The following is a 13,319-nucleotide window of genomic DNA, read 5'->3' as shown; positions in this document are numbered from 1 at the left end:
GGGTGGCTGGGGTCATCAGCCGAAGGTGATGGAGTCGCCCTGGGTGGAGATGAAGGCCGTCTGGCTGGTGTCGAAGATGTATTCCTCGCCGCCGATGATGAGCAGATCGCCATCGCCGGCCCCGAAGATCTGGGTGCCGCTGCCGATGTCCCCCTTGCTGAAGAAGGAGACCTGATCGACGTCGGCATCGTTGCCGAGATCGATCCAGGTGTTCTGCACCCTGGCGGAGAAGTCGAGCACATCGGCGCCCTGGCCGAGCAGGACTGTGGAATCGGTGACCTTGCCCCCGAAGATCAGGGTGTCGTCGCCGGCACCGGCACTGATTCGGACCGAATCGGCCTTGTCGGTGATGGTGAAACTGTCGGCGCCGCTGCCGGCGGTGAAGGTGGTGTTCTTCAGCGCTCCGGTGATGGCGGTGTTGTCACCACTGCCCAGGGAGACGGTGCCTCTGTTGATGTCGGAGGCGATCAGGGTGTCGTCACCCGCCCCGGTGCTGATGGTGGTGTTGCGGGCGTTGCCAGTGAAGACAACGGTGTTGTCATCAGCGTTTCCAAGGTAGGACGTGTCCTTGGAAGCACCCGAAAACGTGGTGCGGGTGTCACCGGAAGCGGGTTCCCGGATGCCGACGTCATCGATCGTGCGGCCCTTGTTCGGAAAGACCCGCGAATTGGTGACGTCGCCCGTCTGACTGGTGAAGACCTTGGCGCCGCTGCTGGTGGTCTGGGTGACCGTGGTGCCGGGATCCGGCACGAAAATTGAAAGGGTATCGGAGGAAGCCATTCGACAAGAAATGTCGTTTATTTGATCGAGACCATAGGGGGGTGTCTTGGGGGCTATGTGTATCCCAGGATTCGTTTTCCGTCATATTCCTTCAACAATTCACCACGAAAGGTTGAAAGCTTAACGCTGACTTTGTTCTGCCTTTGTTGTATCGATGCTGTCTGCACCAAGGCCTTCAGGAGATAGGTTGTTGCCGCAGCCTGCTCGACGGTTCAGGATTCCTGTCATGTCAGTCCTTTCCGGCGATGCCAACCTCGGGCAGGTCCTTAAGGAGGCGGAGGCGGCGGAGCTTCGGCAGGAATGGTGCGAAGCCGCCTGCATCTATCAGGAGCTGATCACCGCCGCGGCCGCGCCGGCCCCGCTGCTGTTGCGGGCGGCCAATGCCCTCTGGCTCTCGGATCAGCCGGAGGAGGCCCTGGTGCTCTACCGGCGCGCGTCCCTGCTGCAGCCGGACAGCCCCGCCCCCTTCATGGGCCTGGGCAACAGCCTGCGGGATCTGAACCGCTTCGAGGCGGCCGATCGGGCCTTCCGGGCCAGCCGCCAGCGGGGGGACGGCCCGGCCCTGGCCTGCAACCATGCCGCCCTGCTGATCGGGCTGGAGTCCTACGGGGAGGCCTATGCCCTGGCCGAACGCCGCTTCGAGCTGCCCGGGATGGGCCCCGGACCGGAGGGTGGCGTGGCGGCGGTGGTGGCCAGCGCCCCGGTGCTGCACGTGCGCACCGAGCAGGGACTGGGCGATGGCCTGCAGTACCTGCGCTGGATCCCCCCGCTGCTCGAGCAGGCCGCGGCCCGGGGTCAGTCGGTGGTGCTGGAGGTGGAACCGTCCCTGGTGGCACTGCTGCGGCGGGGCCTGGACTGGCTGCCCCAGCCGCCGGAGGTGCGCACCAGGCCAGCTCCGGGCGGCGACGGTCCGGGCGAGCACGGGCAGGGTGCTGCCCGATCCGGCGACGTGGTGAGTCTGCTGTCACTGCCGGCGGCCCTCGGCGGGGCCCCCTGTCCCCAGCCTCCGGGGTCCGATGGGCGGGGCACCTACCTGCGGGGGCTGGCCCCGGCCGCGCCCGCCGACGGCTCGGGCCTGCGGCCGCGGGTGGGGCTCACCTGGGCCAGTGGCCGCAAGCTCGCCGATGGGTTCACCCGTCGGGAATACCGCAAGCGCACCCTGCCGGCGGCCGCCCTGGTGCGGCTGGTGGAGGGCCTGGTGGCGCAGGGGTGGGAGCCGGTGCTGCTGCAGCAGGGGGAGGACCGCTCCATGGCGGAGCCCGTGGCCCATCGGTTCGGCGACGCCATCGCCCCTGACGGCGACTTTCTGGCCACGGCCCGGGTGCTGGCCAGCACCGATCTGCTGATCACGGTGGACACGGCCATGGCCCACCTGGCCGGCGCCATGGGCCACCCGGCCTGGGTGCTGCTCCCCTTCAGCGCCGATCCCCGCTGGCTGCGGCACCGGGACGACAGCCCCTGGTACCCGAGCCTGCGCCTGTTTCGCCAGGGCGCGGACCGGGACTGGCTCGCGGTGGTGGCGGCGGTGCTGCAGGCGGTGGCGGCAGCGCCGGCGTTCAGGGCAGCAGGCGCAGGCTGAGGATCAGGGCCTCGAAGGCCTCGGCGGCCCGGTTCACCTCGTAGCGGGCGGCGACCGTGGCGCGGCCCGCTTCGGCCATGGCCGCGAAGGCGGGCGGATCGGCGAGCACGGCCAGCAACGCCTCGGCCAGGCGGTCGGGTTCGTTGAAGGGCACCAGCAGCCCGTTCTGGCCGTGCTGGATCACCTCATTCAGCGGCGGATTGTCGGAGCCCACCACGAGGGCGCCGCAGGCCATCGCCTCCAGCACACTCCAGGAGAGGGCGTAGGGGTAGGTGAGGTGGACGTGGGCGGCGCTGATGCGGAACAGGGCCAGCAGCTCGCGGTGCGGCAGGGGCGGCAGGAAATGGATCCGCTCCACGGGAAGCCGGTGGCCGAGCAGGGCCAGCAGTTCACCCTTGTGGCCATCGGGATGGGACGAGGGGGCCCCATAGCCGCTGTCGGTGCCCCCCACGATCACGGCCCGGGCGTCCGGCCGGGCGGCCAGCACGGCCGGCAGGGCCCGCAGGAAGGTGCGGAAGCCGCGCAGGGGTTCGAGGTTGCGGCTGGCGAAAGTGATCACCGGATCCCCCTTGGTCAGGGTCGGGCCGCCCTCCAGCTGCAGGCGGACGGCCCCGGTGCTGGGGGCCGGCAGGGTGATGCCTTCGTGCAGCACCTGGAAGCGGCCGCGCAGGTGCGGAGGGAAGGTGTCCCGGGCGAAGCGGGTGGGCACGACGCAGGCGTCGGCATCGGCCACCGCCGCCAGGCCCATCAGGTTGCCCCGGCGCCACTGGGCCCGCAGGGCGGGGGAGGGTTCGCCCAGATCGGCATCGAAGCCGTAGCCGAGCAGAAGCGGGGTGGCATAGAGCTCGGGGTAGGCGATCAGCACTGCCTCGGGCCAGATGTCGCGCAGGTAGAGCAGCTCCCCCCAGCCGCTGTGGCCGATCACGGCATCGGGGCGGAACCCCTGCTCCCGCAGCTGCAGGCAGCGCTCCTGGACCCGGCCGGCCCGGCGCAGGCTGGCCTCCAGCAGCGGGTCGGCCAGCCCGGCGGGGAGGACCGGCGGCTGCCAGCCGTAGTGGAGACGGGGGCCGCCGCTGGCGGGTGGGGCGTCCGACGGGCCTGGTGCTCCTGGTGTGAGGCTCCGGGGTGTGGCGCCCAGGCCGAGCACACGATGGCCGCGGCGCTCGAGGGCGGGTGTCAGATCACGAAACTGACCGGGATGGTTCTGATGGATCAGCAACAGTTCCATCTGACAACGCTATTACAATCCCGCTGCCTGTACCTGACCTGCGTCATGTCGCTCTGGAGCCGTCTGTTCGGACGCCGGGATACGGTGAGCTGGGGTGAGAGAAAACCCGAAAAAAATGGTGGACTTCTGGATACTCTGGTGAGTGATCCTGGTACCGTCCCGATGGAGATGGATCGGCGACCCCAGATCACGCCATGGTCGGCGGCGCGGCTGGGCACGATCTTCATGGATTTCGCCCACGAACCGACCCCGAGCCGGCTGGCGGAGGCCCGGCTGGCACGCCAATGCCTGTCGAAGTTCTGGCTGAGTGCCCCGATCGATGCCCTGGAGCTTCTCTATGGCTCCGCGGTCGGGGACAGCTACCGCCAGATGATCGGTGGTGAGCTGGCCAGCCAGCCGCTGCTGCGCGATGAGGAGGCCTGGAGGGACCATCTCTCCGAGCGGCTGTTCAGCGGCTTCGATCGTCCGGAAATGGCCAACATCCTGCTGGCGGTGATGCCCTACTTCCGTCGCGGCAAGATGAAAGTACGCAACTGCGAACAGAATCTGCCCGCCTGGCTGCTGGAGGATTACGCCAGCCTGTTCGAGCCGGAGCTCCTGCCCCGGTTGCGCCAGCCCAGCCCCCTGGAGCGCAGGGCCCTGGCACCGGCGGGGGCGACGCGGGCGGTGCCGGCAGCTGCCGGTGCCGGTGCCAGGGTCAGTGCGGCCGGTGCGGAGCCGGACGCACCGCCCCTGCCCCAGCTGTCGTCGTTCACTGGCGCCCAGGCCCTCCAGCTCACCGGCAGCGAGGAGTTCCTCACCCGCCTCAACGGGCTGGTGAACCTGTTCGAGATCGACCCCGACGATGGCGCCATCCGCCAGGAACTGGGCAGTTTCCGGCGTCAGCTGGGCCAGATCTGGCTGGACACGCCTGAGGATCGTCTCCAGCCCCTGTTCGAGAGCCCCTTCGGCGACCTCTACCGCAAGTTCCTGCGCAGCGGCTACGCCGCCACACCCCTGGCGGAGGAGGATCGGCAGCTGCGCTCCCAGCTGGCCCAGTACGTGCGCAACATGACCCGCCCCAAGGCCACCCAGGTGGTGCTGGCGGTGCTCCCCTTCTACCCCCCCGGCAAGATCGGCTTCGCGGGCGGCGAGCAGTTCATGCCCCAGTGGCTGCTGGGGGCCCTGCCCAGCCTCTACGTGAAGAACTGAGGGCGGCGGCCCCCCGTGGTGGGGGCTTCACTCATGGAACTCCTTCCACAGCAGCCAGTAGGTGAGGTAGCCGAGCAGCGGCAGCAGCAGCATCGGGGCCAGGGCGAGCAGGGTCACCACGGGTGGCAGGTGCAACAGCAGCCAGAGCAGCACGAGCCCGTAGGCGAGGAAGGCGATGGTGATGGCCAGCCAGCGCTGACGCAGCCGTTCCTTCCAGCGCAGCCGCCAGGCCTTGAAGCGCCGGCGCCGGCGCTGCTCGGGTGGCACGAAGCGCCACCAGTCGCCCTGGGGCCTGGTGCTCAATTGGATCGCAGGCGCTGCAGGTTGCGGCGCTGATCCTCGAACAGGCCGGTGAGCAGGCTGATCACGCGCCGTTCCCGCAGCTTGATGTCGGCGGTGAGGGCCATGCCGGCCTGCAGCGGCACGCTGCCCTTGTCGGGCAGGGGGATGGTCTGGCGGCGGAGCTGGAGGATGACCGGGAAGTGGAGGCCCTCCACCTGGGTGCCGAGCACCCGGGTCTGCTCCTCGGGGGTGAGGGCATCGGAGCCGATGCGTTCCACCGTCGCCGGCACGTAGCCGAAGCTGTTGGCCGGGAAGGTCTCGATCGAGAGGTCGGCGCTCTGGCCCACCTGCACGAAGCCGATGGCCTTGTTGGGCAGGTAGACCCTGGCCCGCAGCGAGTCCTGGGGCACCACCTTGAGCAGCGGGATGGTCTCGGTGGCGCCGACCACGCTGCCGGCACTGGCCTCGACGTCGAACACCAGGCCATCGGTCGGAGCCGTGAGCACGCCGTACTGGATCTGCAGGCGGGCCTGGCGGATCTGGGCGTCGAGATCGCTGATCTGGCGCAGGTTGGTCTCGATCGTCGTGCGCAGTTCCACGTCGGTGCCGGAGCCGGTGTTGACCAGCTGGGAGCGCAGCCGGGCGATCTCGCGCTCCTCCTCGGCCACGCTGGTCTGGAGGTCCTGCATCCGGTTGCGGGCCTCGAGCAGCTGCACCTCGCTGACGGCGCCGTCACGGACCAGGGACTGGTAGCGGCGCTCGATGTCGCTGTAGATGCGCAGGGAATCGCGGTAGCCCGCCAGGCGGGTGCTGCTCTTGGCCAGCTCTTCGCGGGCGGCCTCCAGGCGGCTGTTGAGTTCGCGGGCGCGATCCTTCAGCTGGCTGCGCTGGTTGGCGGTGAGACCGGCGGTGGCGGCGTCCTCGCCGAGGGTGGCGCGGGCGACGAGGTTCTCGTTGAGCAGCCGCTCGCGAATGCTCTCGGCCGCCGCCAGCTTGCTGCGGGGCTCGCGCAGGTCGAAGCGGATCAGGGGCTGGCCCTTCGTCACCGACTGGCCCTCCTTCACCAGCACCTCCTCCACCACGCCGGGGACGGGCGAATCCACGTCCTTGACGGTGGTGGAGGGCTCGAGCTTGCCCGGAACCGCGACGGTTTCGGCGATCGGGGCGGTGACGCTCCACAGGCCCAGGGCCACCACACCCCCCACCCCCGCCCAGACCAGCAGGCTGGAGCTGCGGCGGCTCTTGCGCAGCACCACCGTCTCGCGAAACGACCATTCACGCGGTGCGTCGCTGTCGGGGGTGGCGAGGCCGGCGCCGAAGGGGTGACCGGCCTCCGGGGCGGCAACGGGGACCGCCTCGGCCGCGGAGGGCGGGGTGGCGGCCGCTGGTGGGGCCGTGGCGGACGGGGCATTCCGGCCCACCAGATCGACCCGCACCGGCATGACCGGGCGGCGGCTGGCCCGGGGGGAGCGCAGCCAACCGACGCAGTCCTCCATCAGGGCCACGAGCCGGGAGGCGGGATCGGCGGAGCGGGGTGGGGTGGCCATCAGCTGAGTCCCTCCTGGTTCTGGCTGCGGTAGAGGGCGTAGTACCAGCCGCGCAGCTGCATCAGCTGGCGGTGGCTGCCCTTCTCCATCACGGCGCCCCGGTCCATCAGCACGATCAGGTCGGCGGGCTGGACGGTGGAGAGGCGATGGGTGATGAAGAAGACGGTGCGGCCCCGGAAGGCCTCAAACAGGTTGATGCACACCTGGCGCTCGGTGGTGGCATCGAGGGCGCTGGTGGCCTCGTCGAGGATCAGCATCCGGGGGTTCTGGAGCACGGCCCGGGCCAGGGCGAGGCGCTGGCGCTGGCCGCCGGAGAGGCCGGCGCCCCGCTCGCCGACGCTGGAGTTGTAGCCCTGGGGCATCTGCATGATGAAGTCGTGGGCGCAGGCGATGCGGGCGGCGCGGATCATTTCGGCGGCGGTGGCATCGGGCTTCACCATCAGCAGGTTCTCGCGGATGGTGCCGTCGAAGAGGAGCGAATCCTGGGGCACCACGCCGATCTGCCGGCGCAGGGAATAGAGCTCCACCTTGCCGATGTCGAGACCATCGATCAGGACACTGCCCCGCTCCGGCGGGTAGAAGCGGGAGAGCAGCTTCAGCAGGGTGGACTTGCCGCTGCCGGAGATGCCCACCAGCCCCACGAACGAGCCGGAGGGGATCTCCAGATCAACCCCGTCGAGCACCATGGGGCCCTGGTCGCTGAAGCGGAAGCCCACATCCACGAACTGCACCCGGCCCTGCAGGGGGGGCAGGGGGATGTTGCTGGCCTGCTCGCGGGTCTGCTCGGTGTCGCGGTCGACCACGTCGGCCACCATCCGCAGGGCCTGGGTGTTGAACTGGAAGTCCTGCCAGGTGCCCACCAGCTGCACCAGGGGCTGGCGGATGTAGCCGGAGAGGATGTTGAAGCCGAACAGGGCGGCGAGGTTGAGTTCTCCCTTGATGATCAGCCAGATCGCCACGGTGATCACCACCAGCTGCCCCATGTTGCTGAGGAAGTTGGAGAGGTTGGCGATCGATTCGCGGGTGACCTTGAGCTTGAAATCCTCACCGATGTAGGCGGCGTAGCGGTTCTGGAATTCCCAGCGTGTCTTGAGTTCGGCGTTCTGGGATTTGATCGTCTGGATGCCGGTGATCGCTTCGGTGAGGAAGCTGGAGGCGCGCACGGCCTGGGCCATGGTGCGGTTGATCTGGCTGCGCACCAGGGGATTGCTGACCAGGCCCACGGCGGCGATCAGGGGCAGGGTGGCCAGGGTCACCAGGGTGAGCAGGGGGCTGATGGCGAACAGGATCGCGATGTAGATGAGGCTGAAGGCGAAGTCGACGAGGGTGGGCAGGGTCTGGCCGAGCAGGAAATCGCGCAGGCGGTCGAGCTGGGAGAAGTAGAAGGTGATCCGGCCCACGGGGCGGGCATCGAAGAAGCCCTGGGGCAGGCGCACCAGGTGGTCGAGGATCGTTGCCTTGGCGTCCAGGTCGATCCGGTTGGCCAGGTCGGTGAACAGGAAGCTGCGCAGCGTCTTGAAGATGCTCTCCACCAGGGCGGCGAGCAGCATCACGCTGGCGATGCTCACCAGGGCGCCGATGTTGCGGCTGGCCACCACGCTCTGGATCAGCACCATCAGGCCGAGCGGGAAGACGACACGCAGGGCGTTGATCACCACCGAGGCCACCAACACCTCGATCAGCTCGCGGCGGTGCTGGCGCAGGAAGGGGAAGTACCAGCTCCAGTCGAACCGCGCCTGCTTGGCATCGGGCTTGCGGTCGAACAGCAGCAGCTCCACCAGGCCCCCGTCGTGGGTGACCAGCTCCTCGGCCGGTACCAGCAGGGCGCCGAGTTCGGCCTCGAGCAGGCGGGCGCGGCCATCGGGTTCGACGCCGTCGAGCAGGCCGAAATGGCCGTTCTGGAACAGCAGGGCCGGGGCGGGCACCCGCCCCAGGCGGCTGGCGGGCACGCGGGAGAGCACCACCCGCAGGCCGAGGGTGTCCATGATCTGGCCGATGTTGACCAGGTTGAGCTGGTCCTGGCGCTGCAGGATGGCGTCCACCTGATCGGCCAGGGCATCCCGGTTCAGCGGCAGGCCGAAGTAATCAGCCAGAGCCTGGCAGAGCGCGATGGGCACGGCCCGGGGGCCGCTGGCGCGGGCCAGGGCCAACTGGCCGCTGCGGTCGCCGGCGCGGCGCGGTGGGGGCTCGAGGGCGGGGGCGTAGGTGCCGCCGGCCTCATCGGCCAGCACGGTGGGGGCGAGGGGGTCGGCGCCGAGGGTGATCGGGGCTTGCGCCTCCCGGGGGATCGCCAGGCCCACCAGCCGCAGCCAGGGGGCCTCGGGGCCGGGGGCCGCCAGGGGACGGTCCGACCAGGGCTCGGCCAGGGGCAGGCCGCTGCTGGCGTACCAGCGGAAGCCGGGGGGCAGGCCCAGCTCGGTGGGGGCGCCGGGCCGCAGGCTGCGCAGGCGCACCTGGTCGGCGGGGAGGGGCCAGTCGTCGAGGAGGGCTTCGCCGAGGGGTTCCCGTTTCGCCAGGGCCAGCAGCAGGGTGTGGAGCTCGGCGGCGCTGGGCTGGTTGGCGAACCAGTCCGCGAAGTCGGGATGGCCCGCCAGGAGGTCGCGGAAGGCGGCGGTGGGAAGCAGCAGGGCCTCCACGTCGGTGGTGGCGCGCAGGTGTTCGCAGGGATCGCGGCGCAGCAGGCCGGCCCAGCCCACCAGGGAGCCGGGGCCGAGGCGTTCGATCGTGCGCAGCCCCCGGCCGTTGGGGCCGGGGCCGAGGCTGCGCAGCTGGCCGCTGCAGAGCAGCAGCACGCCCTCGGGCAGCACGTCTGGGCGCAGGACGGTCTGGCCGATGCGGAAACGCAGGGGTTCCAGCAGCGGGTCGATCGCATCGCGGCGGGCGGGCGGCAGGCGGTCGAAGGGGGTGAAGTCGTTCAGCAGCCCGCTGATGGCCCCGGGAGAGGAGGTCATGGGGTGGCGTCCTCCTGCAGCAGGGCGAGCATCGCGTCGAGGGGCGGCAGCGGCTGGCCTTCGAGGAGGAGCCGCACCCGCTGCTCGAGCCATTCTTCGAAGAGTTCGCTCATCATGCGCTCCCTGGTGGGGGCGTTCAACTCCGCCGGCAGGAACTGTTCCAGCCTCAGCACCACCCAGCTGTCGCCGGCCTCGAAGGGGTCGAACAGCTGGCCGGGGCGGCCGCGGCGCAGCCGGCTCACCAGGCTCGGGTGGCCGGTGGCCAGGGGCAGGGGGCCGATCTGGCCGCGGCAGTGGCGCTCGGGGCCGCTGGAGTGGAGCGGGGCGAGATCGGCGAAGTCGGCTTCCCCTTCGGCGATCTGGTGATGGAGCTCGGCGGCGAGGTCCTCGCTCTCGACCCGCAGCAGCGAATAGACCACCTGGTCGAGCTCGGGCTTGCGCTGCAGGAAGCGCACCTCCACCTCACCGCTCCATCGGCTGCGCACCAGGCGCTGCAGGCGCTGCTTCTGGGTGGCGAGCATGCGCAGGTCATCGAAGACCAGGCCGCGCTCCTGGAGCCAGCCGGGCACCTGGTCGTCGTCGGTGATGCCACGGCGCTCCAGGAAGGCCGCCATCAGGGCCTTCTCCTCCTCGATGGGCAGGGGGATGGCATGCACGAGCTGGTCGAGCAGCCAGGCGCGGGCCAGGGGCCGGGCCTGGCCCTGCTGGCGGATCAGGCGGTTGAGTTCGGAGAGGGCCAGCCAGGGGCGGCCGGGTGGCAGCTCCACCACGGCCGGCTCCCGCAGGCCGGAGAGGGGTTCGGGCAGGGTGTCGCGGGCGGTGCTCATCACGCGGGGCTCCGGTGGGGCAGATCGAGGCGGGCCAGGGCATCGGCCATCAGGGCCAGGCCGCGCTCCCGGCTCCAGGTGTCCCGGGCATAGGCGAAGGCGGCGGCGCCCATGGCGCGCCAGGCGTCGTCGTCCCCGTCGAGCCGGAGCACGGCCTGGCACCAGTCGTCGGGGGTCCGGGCGATCAGCACCTCCTGGCCGTGGCGCAGGCCGGTGGCTTCCGCGGCCAGGGGGCTGAGCACTTGGGGGATGCCGTGCGCGGCGGCGGCCACCACCTTGCCCTTGAGGCCGGCGCCGGAGCGCAGCGGGGCCACGAACAGGCGATGGCGGGCGTACACGGTGGCGGGATCGGCGATCCAGCCCTCGACGATCACCCCGGGTTCGGCGCCCCAGCGGGCGGCGGTGGTGGCGTCCAGGCCGCTGCCGTAGAGATGCAGGCGCAGCTCGGGCCGCTGCTGGAGCAGCAGGGGCCACACCTGCACCAGGAAGGCCTCGACGGCGTCCCGGTTGGGGGGGTGGCCATAGCTGCCGAGGAAGGCGAGGCCGCTGCGGCCCTCGAGGGGGGCGGGAGCCTCCGGGCCCTGCACCACCCAGGGGCAGGGGGCGGTGGCGGCCTCGCCGAGGGTTTCGGCCTCGATCACCGCCCGCTCGACCTCCGAATAGCTGAAGGTGAGATGGACCTCGCGCATCACCGCCAGCTCCTGCCGCTTGACCTCCTCCACCGCTTCGAGGGCGCGGCGGGCGGCGTCGCCGCCCAGGCTCTCGGCCCGGGCGGCCCGCAGCTGGCGCAGGTGGTGCAGGTCGGCGTTGCAGAAGATCAGCCGGGCCTGGGGGGCGAAGCGCTGGATCAGCGGCAGGGCCTGGGCCGCCACGGTGTAGCGGGTGAGATAGATGAGCTCGAACTCCCGGCCCCGCTCGCGCAGGAATGCCTCCAGGGAGAGCACGAACGGGGCATGGATCAGCTCGATGCCGCGGCGCTGGAGCTCCTCGCTGTAGCTGGCCAGCCAGGCCAGGTTGAGGGGCAGGAGGGTGACCTTCCAGCCCAGGTCCTGGAGCAGGCCCATCTCGACCAGGGCGGCATGGCTGCCGGCATCGCGGTCGGGCCGGGGCGTTTCCTGGTCGAGACAGAGGGCGCGGCCGAGGATGCCGCGGTCCTTGATCAGCTCCGCCGCCGCCGGGTTCGGTTCGGTGGGGCCCTGGAAGGCGGCGGCCCATTTCTGCTGAAAGAGGGGCCTGTGGGTCTCCTGAAACCGCTTCAGGCCTGAGCTGGCCGTCGTGTCGGTGCCGCAGCTCATGCCTTCGTGATGGATCACCCGGGCCAGAGGGGTGTAGCGCACGGTGTGGCCGGCCTGGCGCACCTTGAAGGCCAGGTCGGTGTCCTCGTAGTAGGCGGGAGAGAACTCGGGGCTGAAACCGCCGAGCCGGTTCCAGAGGTCGCGGCGGATGGCGACGGCGGCGGCGCTGGCGTAGTCCACCTGGCGGGCGTAGGCGACGCGGGGATCGTGGGGGTTGCCGCCACGGCCGTAATTCCAGGGTTCGCCGTTGCCCCAGACGATGCCGCCGGCCTCCTGCAGGCGGCCGTCGGGGTAGATCAGCTGGGCCCCCACCATCCCGGTGTCGGTCCAGCGCTCGAAGGGATCGAGCAGCTCCTCCAGCCAGGCGGCGCAGGGTTCGGTGTCGTTGTTGAGCAGCACCAGGACGGGGGCGCGGGCGGCGGCGGCGCCGCTGCAGCAGGCCTGGTTGAAGCCGCGGGCGAAGTCGTGGCGGATCAGGCGCACCCCGGGGGCCTCGGCGGCGAGGGCCTCGGCCGTGCCGTCCACCGAGCCGTCGTCGACCACGAGCACCTCGAAGGGGATGCGGGTGGGGGCGTAAGCGATCGCTGCCAGACAGCGGCGGGTGACGCCGTACTGGTTGTGGACCGGGATCAGGATCGAGACGAGCGGATCGGCCGCAATCGGCAGCCGCAGAGGCTGGCGCGCCGTGGCGCTGCCGTCCGGTCCCGGTTCGGTGCCGCCACTGGCTGGGGGCGTCTCCCCGGAGCGTGCCAGGGGGTGTTCGAGCAGCCGCTGGAGCAGGGGCAGGTCGGGGGGCAGGGGCGTGCCATCGGCGTCGGCCCAGGCCAGCCAGGTGCGCAGACTGCGGTAGCGCTCGCGGGCGAGGGGGGAGAGCTCGTCGGGGAAGGGGGGGCGGGCGTGCTGCTGCAGGGCCGCCCAGGGGGTGAGGTGGAAGGGGAGCAGGTCGAAGCGCTGATCCAGCACCTGGCCGCCTGTGGTCTCCAGCTGCAGGTGGTGCACGCGGCCGTCCGCGAGGGTGGCCGGGAGGATCAGCTGGAAGGGCCAGGGCCCCTCGGGCAGGGCCACGGGGGGCGCGATCGGCTGGGTGGTGGTGCCATCGAGGCGCACCACCAGGGGCTCGGGACCACGGCCCCAGCCCTGGAGCTGGGGGGCCTGGAGCGTGGTGAGGGCGCCCTCGCGGGCGGGGCCGTGCTGGCGCTGGTGGGCAATCTGGGCGTAGGAATCGGCATCGAGCCGCAGGGGACTGCCCGCCAGCTCGGGGCCGCCCTCGCCGGCGGCAAACACACGCAGCACCAGGCCCTGGGAGAAGGGCGGCAGGGGGTGGGTGGGGGACCACCAGAAGCGGAAGCCGCAGGCCTGCTCGATGCCCAGGGGGAGCAGATCGGGCCGGGGCTGGGCGGCCATGAGCTCGACGATGGCCAGCCGCCCGCTGGGATCGAGCAGATCCTCGAGCACCACATGGAGGCGCAGGGGAGGGGCCTGGGGTTGCAGGGGCCAGGGGCAGGCCCAGCCGCTGACGCCGCCGGCCGGGCTCCAGCCCTCCAGCCGGCCCACCAGGCCGGGGCGTCGCAGCGGGGCCAGGGAGGGGATGGCTTCGTCCAGGGTGCCGGGCGGCTCGGCGAGCATCGCAGCCATGCTG

At 71.0% G+C, this 13,319-nt stretch carries 9 protein-coding genes; 2 read left to right on the top strand and 7 right to left on the bottom strand.

Going from position 1 to position 13,319, the window contains the following annotated elements; all coding sequences use genetic code 11:
* Positions 1–15: 15 nt before the first annotated feature.
* Entirely contained in the window at positions 16–780 is a 765-nt protein-coding gene (locus tag CYAGR_RS05420; protein WP_015108779.1) for a hypothetical protein, read from the bottom strand.
* Positions 781–1,006: 226 nt separating this feature from the next.
* Between CYAGR_RS05420 and CYAGR_RS16355 the strand changes: the two genes are divergently transcribed.
* Positions 1,007–2,359, top strand: a complete 1,353-nt coding sequence (locus CYAGR_RS16355) for a glycosyltransferase family 9 protein (RefSeq protein WP_015108778.1) — start codon at positions 1,007–1,009, stop codon at positions 2,357–2,359.
* Here CYAGR_RS16355 and CYAGR_RS05410 read toward each other — a convergent pair.
* A complete protein-coding gene (locus tag CYAGR_RS05410; RefSeq protein WP_172637150.1) occupies positions 2,337–3,578 on the bottom strand; it encodes a glycosyltransferase in 1,242 nt (413 codons plus the stop codon). The genes CYAGR_RS16355 and CYAGR_RS05410 overlap by 23 nt on opposite strands.
* A 177-nt stretch (positions 3,579–3,755) precedes the next feature.
* Here CYAGR_RS05410 and CYAGR_RS16350 point away from each other — a divergent pair, with 177 nt between their 5' ends.
* Positions 3,756–4,778 carry a hypothetical protein gene (locus tag CYAGR_RS16350; RefSeq protein WP_216593365.1) on the top strand — a complete coding sequence of 341 codons (1,023 nt, stop codon included), beginning with the start codon at positions 3,756–3,758 and terminating at the stop codon, positions 4,776–4,778.
* Between the two features lie 27 nt (positions 4,779–4,805).
* Here the strand turns inward: CYAGR_RS16350 and CYAGR_RS05400 are convergent, their stop codons facing one another.
* From CYAGR_RS05400 to CYAGR_RS05380, 5 genes are read right to left on the bottom strand one after another with little or no spacing between them, the layout of a single operon-like run.
* On the bottom strand, positions 4,806–5,081 hold the full coding sequence (locus CYAGR_RS05400; protein ID WP_015108775.1) for a hypothetical protein: 276 nt from the start codon (positions 5,079–5,081) through the stop codon (positions 4,806–4,808).
* Positions 5,078–6,607: a beta-barrel domain-containing protein gene (locus CYAGR_RS05395; protein WP_015108774.1), complete on the bottom strand. Its 1,530-nt coding sequence runs from the start codon at positions 6,605–6,607 to the stop codon at positions 5,078–5,080. Before CYAGR_RS05395 ends, CYAGR_RS05400 begins: the two co-directional genes overlap by 4 nt.
* Positions 6,607–9,558, bottom strand: coding sequence for a peptidase domain-containing ABC transporter (locus CYAGR_RS05390; RefSeq protein WP_015108773.1), 2,952 nt, complete (start codon positions 9,556–9,558; stop codon positions 6,607–6,609). Before CYAGR_RS05390 ends, CYAGR_RS05395 begins: the two co-directional genes overlap by 1 nt.
* Positions 9,555–10,385 carry a peptidylprolyl isomerase gene (locus tag CYAGR_RS05385; RefSeq protein WP_015108772.1) on the bottom strand — a complete coding sequence of 277 codons (831 nt, stop codon included), beginning with the start codon at positions 10,383–10,385 and terminating at the stop codon, positions 9,555–9,557. Before CYAGR_RS05385 ends, CYAGR_RS05390 begins: the two co-directional genes overlap by 4 nt.
* Positions 10,385–13,315 (bottom strand): glycosyltransferase, encoded by a 2,931-nt coding sequence (locus CYAGR_RS05380; RefSeq protein ID WP_156818392.1) that lies wholly within the window; start codon positions 13,313–13,315, stop codon positions 10,385–10,387. The genes CYAGR_RS05385 and CYAGR_RS05380 overlap by 1 nt, the downstream gene beginning before the upstream one ends.
* Positions 13,316–13,319 lie beyond the last annotated feature (4 nt).

It is taken from the genome of Cyanobium gracile PCC 6307, from assembly GCF_000316515.1.
Lineage (GTDB): Bacteria > Cyanobacteriota > Cyanobacteriia > PCC-6307 > Cyanobiaceae > Cyanobium > Cyanobium gracile.
The sequence above is the reverse complement of the archived record's forward strand: the minus strand, read 5'-3'. Positions and strand labels throughout refer to the sequence as shown.